Source organism: Vibrio sinaloensis, from assembly GCF_023195835.1.
GTDB classification, from domain to species: Bacteria; Pseudomonadota; Gammaproteobacteria; order Enterobacterales; family Vibrionaceae; genus Vibrio; species Vibrio sinaloensis_C.
This window is the reverse complement of the sequence record NZ_CP096200.1, coordinates 587734-605081: the sequence shown is the minus strand read 5'-3', so window position 1 is coordinate 605081 and position 17348 is coordinate 587734. Positions and strand designations below refer to the sequence as shown.

Here is a 17348-nt window from a genome sequence, read left to right as displayed (position 1 = left end):
TGGGTTTTGTTTAACTTGTTGAGTGGAAACAACAAACCCGAGGCAGCCTCGGGTTTGTGGTAAAGCAGTGAGGGAGAATTAAGCGTCAGAGTGCTTTAAGTGCACCTCTTCCTCTTTTTCACCCGCTAAAGGATCGTTGAATCGTGTCTCGTCCAACGCGCCTTCTGACTTAGCCACAATCACAGTGACTGCGCTGTCGCCGGTAATATTCACTGCCGTTCGAATCATATCCAGTAAGCGGTCAACACCCATGATAAGCGCGATGCCTTCCAGTGGTAGACCTACCTGATTGAGTACCATCGCTAGCATAACCAGACCAACACCAGGTACACCCGCGGTACCAATCGATGCCAGCGTTGCCGTCACGATCACCATTAGGTAGTCACCCATGGTGAGGTCGATGTTAAAGGCTTGTGCGATAAACGCGGTCGCGACACCTTGCATGATCGCGGTACCATCCATATTCACGGTTGCGCCAAGTGGCACTGTGAATGAGGAGATGCGGTTATCAACACCCATACGGTTTTTTGCCGTTTCCATAGTAACTGGAATAGTGGCGTTAGAAGAAGCAGTAGAGAAGGCGAACATTACTGCGTCTTCCATCTTCTTCAAGAAGGTAATTGGGCTCAAACCAGTGAAGCCTTTGAGCATGACGCTGTAAGTGACCAGGCCATGTAGAACCAAGGTTCCGGCCAGCACTAAGAAGTATTCCGCTAGGTTGACGATGGCTCCTAAACCCAGGCCAGTAAACAGCTTGGCCATCAGGAAGAACACACCGAACGGCGCCAAGTGCATTAGGATCGCAACCAACTTCATGATCACTTCGTTCAGATCAGAGAAGAAGGCAGCAATACGCTCACCTGGTTTACCAGCGGCACTGATTGCAATACCAAACAGCAAAGCAAACACGATCACTTGCAGTGTCTTGCCTTCCGCCATAGCGCTGATTGGGTTGGTCGGGAACATATCAATGATCACCTGACCCAGCGATGGCGCCTCAGCGGACTGAAATGAACTGGCTGCGGTTAAATCGGCACCTGCACCTGGTTGGAAAACGTGACCCATGGTTAGGGCAAGCGTAATCGCGACCGCAGTCGTGATGATGTAGAAAGCAAGGGTTTTTCCCCCCATACGACCAAGCGTCGAAAGATCTTTCAGTGAACTGGTTCCACAAACTAGCGAAACGAACACCAGTGGAACAACAAGCATTTTCAAACTTGCGACGAAGACTTTTCCGCCGACTTCGAATAATCCATTAACAATGTATGCATCGACAAATCCGTTGTCTGCAAATAGGCTGCGAATAACAAAGCCTGTCAAGATACCAGCGACCATACCTAAAATAACACGGCTAGTCAGCGACATCGGTTTCTTGGTATTCATAGTGAACACTCCTTATAGTTATGCACCCTGAGTTCAATTCAAGGCGAGCAGGAGGTTAGCAGGCACGAGGAAAAATCAGAAAACAAAAACAGCAGATGGATGCTTGAATGTGATCAATGTCACCTGATTTCTTGGTCTTTTAACTAGGTGTTAACCTATTTTTCTGGGTTTATTATCTTTTATTTATCTATTTTAACGTCAGAAATTCCAAGTATTAAAGCTTGCTCCATTCTCATTACTTGAGAAATTGAATGCATAAACGTGCAATGACAAATGGCGATTCACTATCACAGAACTGCACCTGTGTTATAGCATTTGCTCAATCGGTAGTATTCCCGACAGCCACGCGCCAATTCTGCGCCAAACACTCGCTTGTGGCTCAGTGTCAACAATCTCACCAGAGGTGTTATCGCGCCACATCAGTTGGCCGTCTTGTACCATGAGTTGATAAGCATTGGCATTAAGCTCGCTCGGTAGTTTAGATAGTGTATGCTTGACGTATTGAGGCTGCTCAAAAACCGCGGCCATTTCAGTATTAAGATCGCTCGAGCGTGGATCCCAATTCATTGAGCCGACGATGAGGATACGTTGGTCGACCAAGATGACTTTTGCATGCAGGCTGGCGCGACTGCTGCCAGTGACACTCCACTTACTTTTACTATCGGCGCTGACTTTCATTTCCCAAAGCTTTATACCGCTTTGAACCAGTTGTTTACGATACTTGGCATACCAGCCGTGCACCGCGAACACATCATTGGAGGCGAGGCTGTTGGTAATAATGGTGACATCTACACCTTGCTGCACCGCCGCGATCAAGGCCTCTGTTCCTGCTTGAGCAGGAACAAAGTATGGAGAAATAATCACTACCGATTGCTCGACAGTCGCCAACAGCTGCTCAAGGTTGTCGACCAGTTGGCTTTGTTGATGGTCGATTTTGTCGGGATGGTCGTACCAAACTTGGCCTTTACCCCAGAATAGCTCTATGGTGCCGTCATTAAGGTGTTGATAGAGCGGAAGCTTACGAAAGTCATACTGTCCTGATGAAAATTTTTCTTTAAGTTGTAAACGACCGACTTGCTCTTGGATACTGCTTGCTTGTAAGGTCTCGCTGTGCTCGACAATCCACTCCATTGGAATCGCGTAACGGCTGTTCCAATAAAGATCGAATTGATCGGCGGTCTGCTCAACCACCTCGCCATAAAGTAATAAATCAAAATCGCCGAACTCAACATTGGAGGCAAAAGAGAAATATTCGTTGCCGATATTGCGTCCTCCCACTATGCTGGCGACACCGTCTGCGGTAAGTGATTTGTTGTGCATCCGACGATTGAGGCGTTCAAAGTCACTCGCCATGGCCAGTAGGCGTGCCTGTCGATACTGGTGAGGATTAAACAGGCGAATTTCGATGTTAGGATGACTATTTAGTTCGGCAATATGCTCATCATTGCGCTTTTGCATATCATCGAGCAGTAGCCTCACTCTTACACCGCGCTCGGCGGCTTCATACAGTCGCCATGTCAACAGATGGCTGGTTTCGTCGCTACGGTAGATGTAGTACTGCAAATCCAAACTTGCTTGTGCCGTTTCAATCAAGGCCAAGCGCGCCAACAGAGCGTCTTCGCCTTGGTCAAGTGCTAAAAATCCACTTAGATCGGGGTCTGAGTGCTGCAACTTTTCAAAGTAGTTAGCGAGTGGGGAGTGTGATTGATAACCAAGGTGGTAAGAAGCAGGCTTTTCCGCTAGATCAGCAACATTCAGTGAACTGCACCCAACCAGCAGACTGAAAATCAATAGGGTAAACAAGCGTTGAAACAGCAAAGAGCATCCTTCCTTATGAACAGTATCGACAGTGGATTATAGGCTGATTTAACCTAGTTACCATAATCGATGCTCAGCGTGGATTGGATTTGTGAGTTGATTCGATTATGTTATCAATAAAACCAACCTTACGAGCCACTATGAATACCACCCTACTAGGCATGTTTATACCCACTTTCTTTTTTGTCTCCATTACTCCAGGTATGTGCATGACATTGGCGCTCACGCTCGGCATGAGTATTGGTTATCGCCGCGCATTGTGGATGATGGCGGGAGAGTTGGTCGGTGTTGGGCTGGTGGCCGTCGCTGCGGTATTGGGAATTGCCGCTGTTATGCTGAACTACCCATGGCTGTTTATCGCCTTGAAATTCATTGGCGGTGGCTATCTATTTTACCTAGGTGTGCAGATGTGGCGTTCGCGCGGGAAACTAGCGATCAATCTTGATCAACGAGCAGAAGTCGTTCACTCCGACTGGGATTTGGTTGTACAAGGTTTCGTAACTGCAATTGCCAATCCCAAGGGCTGGGCATTTATGATTTCCTTGCTGCCACCGTTTATCGATCAAAGCAGTGCTTTAGCTCCGCAGCTGGTGGTATTGGTTGCGATTATTTTGCTGTTTGAGTTCATTTGCATGACACTCTATGCCACCGGTGGTAAAGGGCTCAAACGCTTGCTTGGTCAGGCGCACAATGTCCGTTTGTTAAATCGTATCGCGGGCACTCTGATGATGGGCGTCGGTGTGTGGTTGTTGTCCAGTTAATTGGTGTTTCACTATGTTGAAGAAGCTAAAAGCCAGTCTATTAGATGTACTCGATTTTCAGTCCAGAGTCTGGGTGGTGAATGTGTTTGCTGGCGAGCATAGAGGTGAGCCTTATGTGGTTAATGAAGATAGCTTTGCCGAGCCAATGCAGTGGATGAAACGCAAAGGCTACAGCCAAACCATGATTGAAAAGATTGAAAAAATGCAGCGCTCGCAAGTGATGGAGTTTGAACTGGGCACAGTCAAACATCGATTGCTACGCGTCAAATAGTCATTCGCCCCTAATCCGCATACTGCTTAGGGGCGAATTTGTTTATGCGGGTTTGTTTCTCGCGCTATGGTCAAAAAGAGTTGCAGTTGAGCAGCCTAGTTTCGATACTGAATCATAATCTGTGGTTTGCCGCAGTGTTTGAAAAGATGAAGTTAGGCTCTCACTCTAGTCATTTAATACGTAAGGAGAACACCATGTTAAAAACTACCACTGCCGTTGTCGAAGGGCGCCCAGTGCAAGATTACTTGGGCGTGGTTGTCGGCGAGGCCATCTTGGGCGCCAATATTTTTAAAGATATGTTTGGTGCGATTCGTGATGTGGTTGGCGGCCGTTCAGGGGCTTACGAGCGAGAAATGGGTCGGGCGCGAGAAATTGCCTTTGAAGAGATGGAAGCTAAAGCGCGTGAACTGGGTGCCGATGGTATTGTTGGCATCGATATTGATTACGAAGTGATCGGCAGTGGCGGCAGCATGATGATGGTCAGCGTGAGTGGGACCGCGGTGAAGTTCAAATAGCACTATCGAGATTGGCAAAAGTGCGGTCTAATGGCCGCCTTAGCGCTTTGTGTGCGCGAACAGCAGTAAGGAAATCAGAGTGAACAAAATATGGGTCGATGCAGACGCCTGTCCGGTTGTAGTAAGAGACATTCTTTATCGAGCAGCAGAGCGCACTGGGGTGGAAGTGACCTTAGTCGCCAATCAGTTTATTCGTACACCTGCATCGAACAAAATCACCATGCTTCAAGTACAAGCAGGGTTTGATGTGGCCGATAACGAAATCGTTAAGCGCTGTCAAAGCGGCGATCTTGTCATTACCAGTGATATTCCTCTCGCCGATGAAGTGATTACCAAAGGAGGGCATGCACTTAGCTCACGCGGTGAAATGTTTACCAAAGAAAACATCAAATCTCGATTGAACATTCGTGACTTTATGGAAACCATGCGCAGCAGCGGTCTCCAAACCGGTGGACCAGCGCCACTGAGTCAAGCTGACAGACAGCAGTTTGCTAACCATTTGGATAAGTGGCTGGTGCATTGGCAACGTGCGCAAAAGTAACCGATAGTGCCTTGTGCTTTCATTGCTTCCACAGCAATGAAAGCCACTTCTCGTTTAGCCTTGTCTCAAAAAATCATCACAATCACGATTGCAAAAATTTCATGTCAGTAAGTGCTGTTGATCGCTTTAATGATCGCCTTTCATTGCTATGGTTGAAAATTAGCCAGTTGATTCGATGAGTAAATAGGAAGGTCCATATATGCTTGGTGAAGACCACTCACTGTTGAAAGAGTTTCCAGAGTACAAACAAACCATTATCACCCTTGCCAAAAGTGATGAGACGTTTGACAGCTTGATGAGAGAATACAATCAGCTCGATAAAGATATCCGCAAACTCGAGTTACGCGACTCACCGATCAGTGATCAAGAAATGCTACTGATGAAACATAATCGCGCTGAAATGAAAGATAGGTTGCATCACTATCTAGTTGCCAAATAAAGCAGTGACTGGCATCAGCCAAGGATATTGAATAGGGGAGCGCGATGCTCCCTTTTTAGTGCCGTATCGCACGGCGCGCTTTGCGGGCACGTTTTGCCGAGTACATGCGCTGGTCGGCCAGATGAATCAGTTGATTAATCTCTAGTCCATCTTTGGGGATCAAGGCATAGCCGACACTGGCGCTGATTTGAATCTGTTGATCTTCAAATTCGATAGGTTCAGACAGCTCAGATTCGAGCTCATAGACGAAATCTTGTACCTCCGCACCATGGTTGATAGGGGCAAGAATCACCCCAAACTCATCGCCCCCTAATCGAGCTGCGGTATTCGAACAATCGGTGAGTTTTTGTACTCGGTTAGCAAACTCACAAATCGCGGCATCACCCGCTAGGTGACCTTGATTGTCATTGATTGTCTTTAGTCCATCCAAATCGCTAATTACAAGCGCCGATTGTTGTTCAAACTTCTGACACTGCTCCAGAGTGGTTCGAAAACGTTCCATAAATAGAGCTCGATTGGCCAGCCCGGTCAAATCATCATGAGTGGCTTTGATAAACAGGGCGTCTCGGTCGTATTTCTCACACAAGGACATCATCGCGGCAACCATAGTGGCTAACTTTTCGAGCAAGAAAATATCTTGTTGATCAAACTTATAGGCATGGGAAGACGCAGCTTTCAACACGCCTATTGTTGTTGCTTGGAACGTCAGCGGCACCACCACCATTGAGCGAATGCCCATATTTCGACAAGCCGTTTGGTCGACTCTCGGGTCGGATTCAGCATCAAAGCAGGTCAACACCTCGCCGGAGCGGATACATAAACCGGATAGACTCGAGTCGATTTTGAGCCGCAGACCTAAAGATTTGGCGGTGATACCTGAGGCGGCGCGATAGATCATGTCTTGTTGCTCGGCGAGTTCGATTACAGCGCCATCAGCGTCGACCAGAGAGAGGGTTCGTTCGACGACAAACTGCATGATTCTACCGAGATCCAGCCCCAGCTGAGCAATCTCCGACTGTATATTGATGACTTGTATTAACTTCTGATGTGAAGGCATGGCGTCCTCAGTGGTCGGTTTAGGTGGGACGGACAGTGAATAACCGTAAGCTAGCCACACCCAGTCCATCAATAACCCTCTCTATGTATAGTTTTATCAATAAGGCGTGAAATAGCCAGTAAGATTGAGCATTATCTGATCGATAGGGGATTTAGGCGTAACACTTAACCGGATCAAAGTGATCAGTGACTTGACCTGACATTCAATACATATACAATTTATATATATTTTGTATATAAGGTGAATATTTTGGGTATAGTAAAAATATCGGAAGAGTTGCACGAAGAGCTACGCAAGGCGAGCTCGGTCATGTCGCGCTCGATTAACTCGCAAGCCGAGTTCTGGATCAAAATTGGTCTACTGGCCGAGTTGCATCCACATTTGACGTTCAATCAATTGGTGGCTGATTTACTGCAATCAGCCGAGGTTTCACTGGCGAATGTTTCTAACGGTGAGGACATCAAGCATGGGGCGTAATGTCGTTATTAAAAGCGACGCGGAAATTGAGTTGATGCGTACCTCTGGCCAGTTGCTGGCCCAGGTGTTTGCCATGCTTGATGATTGGGTAAAACCAGGCTTGTCGACCATGGAAATCAATCAACAGGTAGAGGAGTTCATCGTTGATGAACTGCAGGCACGCCCGGCAAGTAAGGGGCAGTATGGTTATCAATATGTGCTCAACACCTCGCTCAATGATGTAGTGTGCCATGGGGTGCCTAAGGCCAGCCAGATTCTTAAGGATAGCGATATCATTAATCTTGATATTACCCTTGAAAAAGGCGGCTACATTACTGACTCAAGCAAGATGTACGTGATGCCAAACGCCAGCCCTTTAGCGCGCAGATTAGTGGACGTAACGTATCAAGCAATGTGGCGGGGGATTGAACAGGTGCGGCCAGGGGTTCGCTTGGGTGACATCGGCCATGCGATTCAGAGTTACGCTGAGGCTCATGGTTACAGCGTGGTGCGCGAATATTGTGGCCACGGTATTGGCCGAGAGATGCATGAAGATCCGCAAGTCTTACACTACGGGATTGCCAATACTGGCTTAGTGTTGCAACCGGGTATGGTGTTTACCATCGAGCCGATGATTAACCAAGGCACGGCAAAGACCAAAACCAAAAAAGATGGCTGGACGGTAGTGACGCGAGACAAAAAACTGTCTGCGCAGTGGGAGCACACGGTTTTAGTGACGAAAGATGGGTTCGAAGTACTGACTTTACGCGATGATGAACGCGTATAGTGACCATAGGGTTTTTACCTAGTCTGAGACGATAACCAGATTGGACATTTCATCGCATACTGTCTCTAACGAAAGGAACTGCGACTGATGCGGCATGAAGCTAAGCCAATAGATCAATCTGAGAATCGAGGTCATGATGAAAAACTTTAAACTTAACAAGTTCGCTACTGTTGCTCTTGCCGCTGCGACAATCGCCACTGTCTCTGGCGTTGCTAACGCCTGTTCACGTATCTTAGTTGATACGCCGCACGGTGAATCTGTAGTACGCACCTTAGATTGGGCAGAGCGTATGGGCGCTGTCGCTGAAGTGATGCCCGTGGGTAAAACGCACCAAACCGGCGCTGTGAACGAGTACCAAAATGCGGCCAAGTGGACTGCCAAATACCAAACTGTCGCGTTGCGAGATTTTGAAGTCTTCCATGGCGTCGCCGCCGAAGCGATCAACGTTGAGGGGTTAGCTTCATCTGTGCTCTATATGGAAGATTCAGTGCCCTTCTTAGCTCAGTATAAAGACAATGGCGCGCCGGCGGTCAATCTAGCCGATATTTCAACCTTCTTTGCACAGAACTTTAAAACGGTTCAAGAGGCCAAAGCGGCGCTTGAGCAAGGCGAGTTTCAAATTGCCTGGAATTCAGAGCTTCCTAACGCTGGCAAACACGGCTTGCACGTGTCAGTACAGGATAAATCTGGCGACGTGATGCTGATTCAATTGAACGAGGGTGGCAAAGTCGTGATTCACAACGGCCAAGATGACCTGCGCGTGATGGCCAACGAGCCGCTACAACAAGAGCACCGTGAATATGTTAAACAGTTCGATTTCAGTGAGATCACTACAGCGAACAAACTCAACACCTCAATAAGTTCTCTTGACCGAAATGCACGTCTTCTTTGGACGACTAACGGCCAGAAAAACTGGGATAACTTAACTTGGGCGCAAACGGAAGCGAAACTGCAATCGACTTATGATGCCGCCGCATTGGTACCACAAGATATTATTGACCCTAACTACATGGGTACTTACACCACGTGGATCCAATATATTTACAACTTGGAAAACGGCAGCGTAAAAGTGAAAAACTTTGATACCTACTCAAGCATTCGCTTTAACATGAACGATATTAAAGATGTTAAAGAGAATCTGTGTGCCGACTTGGCATCTCAAGCGAGCGCAGGGTTCCAAACAGCGCAATGGGAAACGTGCCAAGTGAGCTACTAAGCTGCTCATAACACCCCTAAACCCTCTGTCGGCGGCGTAGCGCTGGCAGAGGGTTTTTCCGTTATAACGTAACATGTGTTTAAGGTTGTATTGGTTGTTGATGTCATGGGTTAACAGCGTAAACGAGATAAAGTAACCACAACTAAAGGTGATCAAACCTAAGCCAACAATAAAGTAGCGAAAGTTTCTCACGTAGTCATTTTGGTTAAAATCACCATATTTTGCATAGAGTTGCCACTCGCCTTGCGACCAAGTAGGCAGCGTCTAGATTTAGCTCAGATACTTATCGACGTCTACCTCATCAATTTGCTCCGTTGCTAGGAACTGCTTGGCATAGGTTAAGTAAACCCCTTGCTCGATAAATAAGCGGAACAGTTCGCCATCAAGATGTTGGTCTTTAACCATAAAGTGCATGATATCTAAGGACTGAGATAAGGTTTTCGGCTGTTTGTATGGTCTATCTGAAGCAGTCAATGCTTCAAATACATCTGCAATAGCCAGTACTCTTTCGGGAATCGAGAGTTGGTCGGCGGCCAATTTACGTGGGTAGCCACTGCCTTTGAGTGTTTCATGGTGAGTGGTGGCATATTGCGGCACACGCTTGAGCTCTTCGGGGAAAGGAATATTGTTGAGCATCTTAATCCCGCTGATCATATGCTCATTGATCTTGAACCGCTCTTCTGCGGTAAGTGTGCCACGGCGAATCGATAGGTTGTAAATCTCGCCTAAGTTGTACAAGTGGTCAGGGATCGCCATATTGATGCCAAGCTCCGGTGCCAGCGAATACTGACGCTCGCGTTCAATCACATGCCAAGCTTTATCGCTAAGCAGTGTCTCACGGGTATCGTCATTGTTTGCATCGTCAGGGAAGCGCGCTAACTCGTTGGGTGACAAGCCTAATCGGTCATCAAAGTGCCGCTGCCAGGTTTGCTGCCCGATCTCAATAATCTGAGTTATCTCGTCGTCACTCATAAACTCACCGCCCAAATTGGCTTTGGCGATCTGTTCAAATTGTTGGGTGAGTTGTTCAAATCGCTCACTGAGCATTGCCGCTGCGTCTGGTGCTGATAGGCTCTGGTCGAGCTGACTTTGCAAAGCATCGATTTTGGCATCGCGCCACAACACTTCAAACCGAGTGCGAATTTCGTGGATACGGTTGTAGTTGGTTTCGAGTTTGGTGGCTTTGTCGACGACATATTCTGGAGTGGTGATTTTTCCGCAGTCGTGCAGCCAAGCTGCGACTCTAAATTCACGCCATTCGGCTTCGCTGTTGAAGCCAAAATCAGCGAATGTCCCATTTTTACTCGCTTGCGCTTGCTCAATCAACATCATGGCCAACTCGGGAACTCGCATACAGTGGCCACCAGTGTATGGCGACTTTTCGTCAATCGCATCGGCGACCAATTGAATAAACGAATCAATAAAGACCTGCTGCTCTTGCTGATAGCAATCGAGTGATTTGGCCATGTTGCACATCGACCTCGACAATTGATGCAACTCTTTTACCCGGCTTGGTACCAAATGAATATCGTCATAGCGACGCCGTGCGATTAACTTAGCTTGCTGCTCGATTTGCTTAATCGGACGCACCACCGGAATCGCAAAAAACCACACCACAGGCAGCAAAAGCAGTAACACCACCAATGAGTAGAGGATGAACTGGTAGATGCGTTGATTGACCAAATTGATAATCTGTTGCTCTGGAATCAAAACGGCAAAGATCAGTGACTCTGATGTGGTGAGCTTTTCTAGAAACAGATAGTGGGATTGACCGTTGAGCATCACGCTTTGCAGTTGACCTTGACGCTGAGCATCTTGGCTGAGATCGAGTACCGTGTCATAGGGGATATGGGTATAGATGGGTCGCTCTTTTGACCATTTTTTGCTTAGGTATTGCTGCGTTGCCGGGCGGTTGATTTGCTCAATCGCCTGCGACAGGATAGGTTTCAGGTACTTGTATTCGGGTGTAAGCACTAAGCGAAACTGGTCATTAAGCACCTGAGGTGAAATCGGCGTGAGCTCGATACTATCTATTGTGAGTGAGTCAACTTTTTTGCTCAGCACCAGACGATTGTCGAGCACTGCATCGATTTCACCCACTTCCAACTGCTCTAACGCACTTTCTAAGCTGGTGTAAAACACAAAGTTTGCTTGCGGAAAGGTCTGCTCGAAGCGCTGCTGTATGGTCCAACCCTCTAGCACCCCAATCCGATAACCCGTTTGCTTAATCACTTGGTCTATGTCTACGCTGCTTTCTCGGTTTGCCAAGGCGAACTCAGAGCGAAACAGAGGCAAACTGATGGCCTCAGCAAATGAGGATTGGTCCTCTGCGGCAACCGAATGCAATATGTCCAGCCGACCTTGATGGTATTGCTCGACCAATTGGGGCCAGCTTAAGCCATTAATATAATTGAACTTAAGTCCAGTTTTGTGGCTAATCAGGTTCATCATATCAATGGCGTAACCATAGGGCTGGCCTGATACCGCAAAATCGATCGGCTCCCAATCAAGTTGGCTCGATACTCTGAGTATCGGGGTACGTTGAATCAGGTCACGTTGGTGGGCAGTGAGTGCTAAGGAGGGAACGATGGGTAAATCTTGGTCGATTTTAATATTCTGATTGGTGGCAATCAGTCGGCCATCATCAAGGAACAGGTAGGCTTCAAACTCTTGCTCATCATCAACGACAGCCTCGGCGTTGCGCCTTAAGTACGATTGAATCGTGGTCTGAGTATAGTCAAGGCCGATGACTAGGTCGGTGTTACTAATTCTCTTGGAGTAAGTCTGGCCGGTGATATTGAGATGATTGAATAGATAGGGTTCGGTTTTATGTACCTTGTCAAAGCGAGCATTTTGATACCAAGGACGCAGTGACGGCAGTAAGTTAGTTCGACTTTGCGCGGTGCGAGTTAAAACGAGATCATCGTTGTAAAAAGACAAGGTGCGCACTCGGCCTTGGTCAGTCCTGTGGTGATAAACCACCAGCCAGCTTTCATCTTCGCGTCCGAGCAACTTTTGCTTGCTGATTTTGGTATCTAAATCGATGACTTGAAACAGGTTTTCTTGGCTGTCGGCGAGGTAGATACTGTAAATATTATCGTCGTACGCCAATACGGTGCTCAATAGCCGTATCAGGTAATCAGGGTTTTCCATATCGGGTTTAAAGAAATCAAACGACAGGGCGGCTTTGTTGATCAAGCCGACAGCAGTGCGATCAAGTTGCACGATCTGGTTTTTTACATTGCTGGCCACGTTATGATATCTGACCAAGGTATTGTCGAGTTCAGACTGTTTGTAAAAGTAGTATTGCAGTGAGACAGCCACGGCGATGGTTATCGTGGTCATTAAAACAAACAAGGTACCAAGCGCAACTCGGATGGTAACTCTGGGGTAGGTTCTTCTCATGCTGATGCCATTTTACTCACGCTGTTAGCTAACTATATGAATCGAAATGAAGATAAGCAAAATCTCCGTTACCACAAAGAGAGGTTGCCCCAATCTTGATACGCAGTTGCAGTTATTTCTTGTTGTTACGTTCTATTGGTGTGGTAAATGCATTGTTGATAATTATTTTAATCACCAATTTTGTTTTTCAAGATAAATAAAATTTGCTTTCTTTGTTGCAACATTTGCTCAATGATTCAGCCGATCCCCAGCATGGTGCTGGCTTTGTTTTGGACAAACAAACTATGAAATCATTGATCAAAGGCTTGATGTTATCCACGCTGCTAGTGAGCTCTGCCAGCTACGCACAAAAAGTGGTGCTGAATGTGTACGCTTGGGGTGGGTATCTACCGGAAGCGTCGCTGAAAGCTTTTGAAAAACAAGAAGGTGTCACCATCAACTACACCACGTTTGAAAACAACGAATCGATGTACACCAAGCTTAAGTTAGTTAAGGGCACTGGGTACGATGTGGTGTTTGCCTCGGCATACTTTATCGAAAAGATGGCGCGCGAAGGCTTGTTGTCTGAGCTAGACCATAGCCAACTGCCGAATATGCAAGACACCATGACTGGGCTGCTTGGTCAGGCCCATGACCCGAAAAACCAGTACTCGTTACCCTACATTTGGGGCGTGACTGGGATGAGCTACAACCCGCAGCTAGTGGATGCACCGGTGACGCGTTGGGCGGATCTTTGGGATGAGAAATACGCGCAACAAGTGATGCTTATCGATGATATCCGTGATGTGTTTGGTATGGCGCTGAAACTGAATGGTTACAGTATCAACAGCCAAAATGAACAAGAGATCAAAGCCGCGTACGACTCGTTAGTCGCATTGCAGCAAAATGTGTTGTTGTATAACTCGGATGCGCCGCACATGCCTTACGTAGCGGGCGAAGCTGCTGTTGGTATGCAATGGAACGGCAACGCGTATCAAGGTCAGGCTGAGATGCCAGAGTTGCAGTTTGTTATGCCGGCAGAGGGTGCGATTTTATGGATGGACAACTTCATCATTCCATCGGGAAGCAAAAACAAAGCGCTGGCACATAAGTTCATCAACTTTATGTACCAAGCAGAGAACCAGGCAGAAATTGTCAACAGCTTAGGCTATGCCTCTGCGACCAATGCAGGGCGAGCTTTGTTGCCAGCAGAGTTGAAGAACAACCCAACCATTTTCCCTGCTGAACAAGATGTGCAAAATGGCGAATTCATTAATGATGTTGGTCCACAAGCACTTGCCATTTACGAGAAATATTGGCAACGCTTGAGAACGCAATAATAGCAAAGCAAAAGGAGCGAATATCGCTCCTTTTCTGTTTGGTGTCACCCCAGATTTGCTAACCAGCTGGCTAAGCGGCGCACTTTTGGCATCACTGTCAGGTTGAGCAAAAACGCCACCGGCCAGGCGACAACAAAGGCATCTCGCCAGGCGGGAAACCAGGTAGGTTGCCAACCGATTTTGCTCAGCGAAATCACGCCCGACATCATCAGTGCCATGAACAGTGAGCCTAAAATAGCTTGTAGCAATACCTCTTTTCTCTTCATCGCTGTTTCCCTGAAAGCTGCGAAAAGTACAAGTGATTAACACAAGTGTCTATTCACTGATGACGGCTATTTTTGCACTATTATCCCACTGCTTCAGTGAAGCAACCTATAAAAATCATAACGTCATCACTCAACCGAGAAAGGAAGGATTATGTCTCTACAAAAGGATTTTCGCGATGCGATGTCAAAGCTCGCCGCAGCGGTCAATATTGTCACTACTGGTGGTGATGCGGGTACAGTGGGCATCACCGCGACTGCGGTTTGTTCAGTCAGTGACACCCCTGCTACTGTGCTGGTGTGTGTGAATCGCAATAGTGCCTCCAATGCGATCTTTAAGCAAAATGGCTATGTTTGCATTAACGTCTGTGCCAGTGAACACCAAGAAATGTCAATGCATTTTGCCGGTATGACGGGCTTGGCGATGGAAGATAGATTCGCGCTTGAAGGCTGGCAACAAAACGCGGCGCACGTTCCTGTGTTAAACGGTGCGTTGGCGAACTTAGAGGGTAAGATCACCTCTAGTCAAGAAATAGGCACTCATACGGTGTTCTTTGTTGAGTTGGATGCGATTCGCTGCAACGATAAAGATGGCCTGATTTACTTTGACCGCGAGTTTAAAAGCGTTGAAGCGAGGCAAGAAGTGGCCAAAGTGGCCTAACCCGAATAAAAACACCCACGCGAATGTGGGTGTTTTGCTATTTGTGGTGAACCGCAATTAACTCATTGAGTAAGTCAGAAAGCTGCTGGTACTTACTTTCCCCTAATGCTTCTTTTAATGCGACGTATTGCTGTTCAATTTGAGGTCGCAATTGCTCTAACAGCGACTGCGATTTGTCTGTAAGGTGAATATAGAATTGGCGACCGTCGTGGGGCGATTTCTCCTTGGTGACCAACCCGTGCTTCTCAAGGCGACTGATGATGCCGGTTAGGCTAGGGCTGAGAATACAGGTCTCTTTCGAAAGAGTGGAAAAGTCAATCGCCCCTTTGGTATCCAGCACTCTCAATACACGCCACTGCTGCTCAGTGAGATCGTTATCGGCCAAAACAGGACGAAAGAAATGCATCGCGATGTCGCGAGCTTTAATGAGTTGAAGTGGTAGCGAATTTTCGTATTTAGTCACGTAAAAAACCTTATTTATGCTCGTTTAGCCAACGGTGCCGTTCACTGTATTAGGCTCTTGTATTATCTATATTTTTGAACCTTAATACTCGAGAACTGGAATCGGCAGTTTCTACGAGTAAATAGTTAAAGAAAGCTCTTTCACTAGGAAAGAGCTCGTATCTATCAATAAAGCATATTTGGCAGGTAAAGTGCAATCGCTGGGACTAACACAATCAGGGCGAGGCGAACCATATCTGCCACCCAAAACGGCAATACGCCTCTGAAAATCGTCGCGGTGTTGATGTCTTTTATCAGACCAGACAACACGAACACATTCAGTCCCACTGGCGGAGTGATTAAGCTGATTTCCGTCACCACCACCACGATAATGCCAAACCAGATTGGGTCGAAGCCGAGCTCCACAATCACAGGGAAGAAAATCGGCACAGTCAACAGCATCATCGACATGCTCTCGAATACGCAGCCGAGAATAATGTAGATCAGCAAGATAATGCCAAGCGCCATCATTGGAGTGACATTGGCGGTTTGAATCAGCTCGACCAGCGCCATTGGCAGTCCTGCACGGTTGACGAAGTTAGACAAAATTAACGCCGAGATCACCACCGCAAACAGCGAGGCTGAGGTTTTTGCTGTATCGATAAGGATTTCTCGCACCACCGCATAGTTGAGCTTGCCACGCACCGCCGCGAGAGCAAACGCGCCACACGCGCCAATCCCTGCCGCTTCCGTTGGTGTAAATGCACCGATATAGATGCCGCCCATGACGATCACAAACAGCAGCAAGGTTGAGAAAATGCCTTTCAGTGCGATAAATCGATCTTTCCAACTGACGCGTTCGCCAGGAGGAGCGCTGTCGGGTTTGCGGGCGACCACCCACTGTACCGCGGCTAAGTAGAGTCCGATACCGAGTAAGCCGGGTAAAAAGCCTGCGGCAAAGAGCTCGCGGATACTGGTTTCGGTTAATAGCCCATAAATGACTAGCATAACGCTCGGTGGAATTAAGATCCCCAGCGTGCCTCCTGCGGCGATCGACGCGGAAGCGAGGCCGTCGGAGTAGCCATATTTTCGCATCGGTGGCATTGCGACTTTCGACATGGTCGCCGAGGTTGCTAGGCTGGAGCCACAAATGGCAGAGAAGCCGCCACAAGCCAAGATGGTCGACATCGATAACCCGCCGCGGCGGTGGCCAACAAACGCATTACAGGCACGGTACAATTCGTTAGAGATGCCCGCTTTGGTGACGAAGTTACCCATCAAAATAAACAGCGGAATCACCGATAGGCCATAATCTTGGCCCGTGTCGATAATGCGTCTGGCGGCCATCGACATTGCTGCGGTCCAGTTGTAATCGTTAATGTACCAAAAGCCGATAAAGCCAATCACACCCATAGCAAACGCCAAGGGTAACCGCAGTAGGATCAAAGCGATCAGCACCGCGAAGCCAATTATTGATTCAATCATTTAGGCCTCCTTGCCTGGCAGTGATACCTTAGATTCACTCGGTTTGCCAAACAGCATGGTTTTGCTGTAGTAAGCCGCGTTGAATAGGGTGAGTGCGCCGCCAATAAACCCTGTCACAGAGATTAAGTAGGTGACATAGCCAAGCGGAAGTTCAAGAATTTCAGTGACCTCTTCGTACTCAAGTGACCGACCGGCCAACTTCCAGTTGGTTGCCGCAACCAGAATTAACGAACAGGCACAGATGAGGTTGATGATGATTTGGCGCAAGCTGACCCACTTACTTGGAAAATAGTTGTCGAGCAGATCGACACAGATGTTCTCTTCTTGCCAAGAAACGAGCGGAAACGCCATAAACACCATGATCGCTAACAGCACTTCAATCATTTCAGTGGAGCCCAAGATCGGGGCATTGAGTAGGTTTCGCGCCGTCACATCAACAAAGGTGATGACCATCATCAGGAATAAGCTCAGAGCAGCGAGGGAACCCAGCCCTCGCTCAATGGCTTTAGCGAAACTAAAACCAGTCATAA

The 17348-nt window shown here is 47.6% G+C and carries 18 protein-coding genes; 10 read left to right on the top strand and 8 right to left on the bottom strand.

Annotated features, from left to right (window positions below):
* Positions 1-78: 78 nt before the first annotated feature.
* Positions 79-1383 (bottom strand): dicarboxylate/amino acid:cation symporter, encoded by a 1305-nt coding sequence (locus MTO69_RS16280; RefSeq protein WP_248334491.1) that lies wholly within the window; start codon positions 1381-1383, stop codon positions 79-81.
* 306 nt (positions 1384-1689) lie between these two features.
* Complete coding sequence (locus MTO69_RS16275) at positions 1690-3198, bottom strand: phospholipase D family protein (RefSeq protein ID WP_248335587.1); 1509 nt, start codon at positions 3196-3198, stop codon at positions 1690-1692.
* A gap of 143 nt (positions 3199-3341) precedes the next feature.
* Here MTO69_RS16275 and MTO69_RS16270 point away from each other — a divergent pair, with 143 nt between their 5' ends.
* The 5 genes from MTO69_RS16270 (at position 3342) to MTO69_RS16250 (ending at position 5728) form a co-directional block, all read left to right on the top strand.
* Complete coding sequence (locus MTO69_RS16270) at positions 3342-3962, top strand: LysE family translocator (protein WP_248334490.1); 621 nt, start codon at positions 3342-3344, stop codon at positions 3960-3962.
* A gap of 13 nt (positions 3963-3975) precedes the next feature.
* Entirely contained in the window at positions 3976-4233 is a 258-nt protein-coding gene (locus tag MTO69_RS16265; RefSeq protein ID WP_248334489.1) for a hypothetical protein, read from the top strand.
* Between the two features lie 194 nt (positions 4234-4427).
* Positions 4428-4748 carry a heavy metal-binding domain-containing protein gene (locus MTO69_RS16260; RefSeq protein ID WP_248334488.1) on the top strand — a complete coding sequence of 107 codons (321 nt, stop codon included), beginning with the start codon at positions 4428-4430 and terminating at the stop codon, positions 4746-4748.
* A gap of 79 nt (positions 4749-4827) precedes the next feature.
* Positions 4828-5289 (top strand): YaiI/YqxD family protein, encoded by a 462-nt coding sequence (locus MTO69_RS16255; RefSeq protein WP_248334487.1) that lies wholly within the window; start codon positions 4828-4830, stop codon positions 5287-5289.
* A gap of 199 nt (positions 5290-5488) precedes the next feature.
* Entirely contained in the window at positions 5489-5728 is a 240-nt protein-coding gene (locus tag MTO69_RS16250) for a YdcH family protein (RefSeq protein WP_248334486.1), read from the top strand.
* 55 nt (positions 5729-5783) lie between these two features.
* Here the strand turns inward: MTO69_RS16250 and MTO69_RS16245 are convergent, their stop codons facing one another.
* The gene (locus tag MTO69_RS16245) at positions 5784-6854 is read right to left on the bottom strand and encodes a sensor domain-containing diguanylate cyclase (RefSeq protein ID WP_248334485.1); all 1071 of its coding nucleotides are present in this window, start codon (positions 6852-6854) and stop codon (positions 5784-5786) included.
* 180 nt (positions 6855-7034) lie between these two features.
* On the opposite strand from MTO69_RS16245, the gene MTO69_RS16240 reads away from it, so the two are divergent.
* The 3 genes from MTO69_RS16240 (at position 7035) to MTO69_RS16230 (ending at position 9244) form a co-directional block, all read left to right on the top strand.
* Entirely contained in the window at positions 7035-7262 is a 228-nt protein-coding gene (locus MTO69_RS16240; protein WP_248334484.1) for a ParD-like family protein, read from the top strand.
* The gene (gene map, locus MTO69_RS16235; RefSeq protein WP_248335585.1) at positions 7252-8028 is read left to right on the top strand and encodes a type I methionyl aminopeptidase; all 777 of its coding nucleotides are present in this window, start codon (positions 7252-7254) and stop codon (positions 8026-8028) included. The genes MTO69_RS16240 and map overlap by 11 nt, the downstream gene beginning before the upstream one ends.
* A 133-nt stretch (positions 8029-8161) precedes the next feature.
* Positions 8162-9244 (top strand): linear amide C-N hydrolase, encoded by a 1083-nt coding sequence (locus MTO69_RS16230; protein WP_248335583.1) that lies wholly within the window; start codon positions 8162-8164, stop codon positions 9242-9244.
* Between the two features lie 270 nt (positions 9245-9514).
* On the opposite strand, the gene MTO69_RS16225 is transcribed toward MTO69_RS16230, so the two are convergent.
* A complete protein-coding gene (locus tag MTO69_RS16225; protein ID WP_248335581.1) occupies positions 9515-12649 on the bottom strand; it encodes an HD domain-containing phosphohydrolase in 3135 nt (1044 codons plus the stop codon).
* Positions 12650-12933: 284 nt separating this feature from the next.
* Between MTO69_RS16225 and MTO69_RS16220 the strand changes: the two genes are divergently transcribed.
* The gene (locus tag MTO69_RS16220; protein ID WP_248335579.1) at positions 12934-13968 is read left to right on the top strand and encodes an ABC transporter substrate-binding protein; all 1035 of its coding nucleotides are present in this window, start codon (positions 12934-12936) and stop codon (positions 13966-13968) included.
* Positions 13969-14012: 44 nt separating this feature from the next.
* On the opposite strand, the gene MTO69_RS16215 is transcribed toward MTO69_RS16220, so the two are convergent.
* Positions 14013-14234, bottom strand: coding sequence for a DUF2798 domain-containing protein (locus MTO69_RS16215; protein WP_248335577.1), 222 nt, complete (start codon positions 14232-14234; stop codon positions 14013-14015).
* Positions 14235-14385: 151 nt separating this feature from the next.
* On the opposite strand from MTO69_RS16215, the gene hpaC reads away from it, so the two are divergent.
* A complete protein-coding gene (gene hpaC, locus MTO69_RS16210) occupies positions 14386-14892 on the top strand; it encodes a 4-hydroxyphenylacetate 3-monooxygenase, reductase component (RefSeq protein WP_248335575.1) in 507 nt (168 codons plus the stop codon).
* A 37-nt stretch (positions 14893-14929) separates the two neighbouring features.
* On the opposite strand, the gene hpaR is transcribed toward hpaC, so the two are convergent.
* From hpaR to MTO69_RS16195, 3 genes are all read right to left on the bottom strand, one after another.
* Positions 14930-15355 (bottom strand): homoprotocatechuate degradation operon regulator HpaR, encoded by a 426-nt coding sequence (gene hpaR / locus MTO69_RS16205; protein WP_248335573.1) that lies wholly within the window; start codon positions 15353-15355, stop codon positions 14930-14932.
* Between the two features lie 164 nt (positions 15356-15519).
* Positions 15520-16818, bottom strand: coding sequence for a TRAP transporter large permease (locus tag MTO69_RS16200; RefSeq protein ID WP_248335571.1), 1299 nt, complete (start codon positions 16816-16818; stop codon positions 15520-15522).
* The gene (locus MTO69_RS16195) at positions 16819-17346 is read right to left on the bottom strand and encodes a TRAP transporter small permease (protein WP_248335569.1); all 528 of its coding nucleotides are present in this window, start codon (positions 17344-17346) and stop codon (positions 16819-16821) included. It lies immediately after the preceding gene.
* Positions 17347-17348 lie beyond the last annotated feature (2 nt).

Coding starts and splice junctions, on each gene's coding strand:
- MTO69_RS16280 (WP_248334491.1), bottom strand. CDS start 1,383: ATGAATACCAAGAAACCGATGTCGCTGACTAGCCGTGTTATTTTAGGT.
- MTO69_RS16270 (WP_248334490.1), top strand. CDS start 3,342: ATGAATACCACCCTACTAGGCATGTTTATACCCACTTTCTTTTTTGTC.
- MTO69_RS16265 (WP_248334489.1), top strand. CDS start 3,976: ATGTTGAAGAAGCTAAAAGCCAGTCTATTAGATGTACTCGATTTTCAG.
- MTO69_RS16260 (WP_248334488.1), top strand. CDS start 4,428: ATGTTAAAAACTACCACTGCCGTTGTCGAAGGGCGCCCAGTGCAAGAT.
- MTO69_RS16250 (WP_248334486.1), top strand. CDS start 5,489: ATGCTTGGTGAAGACCACTCACTGTTGAAAGAGTTTCCAGAGTACAAA.
- MTO69_RS16245 (WP_248334485.1), bottom strand. CDS start 6,854: ATGGACTGGGTGTGGCTAGCTTACGGTTATTCACTGTCCGTCCCACCT.
- map (WP_248335585.1), top strand. CDS start 7,252: ATGGGGCGTAATGTCGTTATTAAAAGCGACGCGGAAATTGAGTTGATG.
- MTO69_RS16230 (WP_248335583.1), top strand. CDS start 8,162: ATGATGAAAAACTTTAAACTTAACAAGTTCGCTACTGTTGCTCTTGCC.
- MTO69_RS16225 (WP_248335581.1), bottom strand. CDS start 12,649: ATGAGAAGAACCTACCCCAGAGTTACCATCCGAGTTGCGCTTGGTACC.
- MTO69_RS16220 (WP_248335579.1), top strand. CDS start 12,934: ATGAAATCATTGATCAAAGGCTTGATGTTATCCACGCTGCTAGTGAGC.
- MTO69_RS16215 (WP_248335577.1), bottom strand. CDS start 14,234: ATGAAGAGAAAAGAGGTATTGCTACAAGCTATTTTAGGCTCACTGTTC.
- hpaC (WP_248335575.1), top strand. CDS start 14,386: ATGTCTCTACAAAAGGATTTTCGCGATGCGATGTCAAAGCTCGCCGCA.
- MTO69_RS16200 (WP_248335571.1), bottom strand. CDS start 16,818: ATGATTGAATCAATAATTGGCTTCGCGGTGCTGATCGCTTTGATCCTA.
- MTO69_RS16195 (WP_248335569.1), bottom strand. CDS start 17,346: ATGACTGGTTTTAGTTTCGCTAAAGCCATTGAGCGAGGGCTGGGTTCC.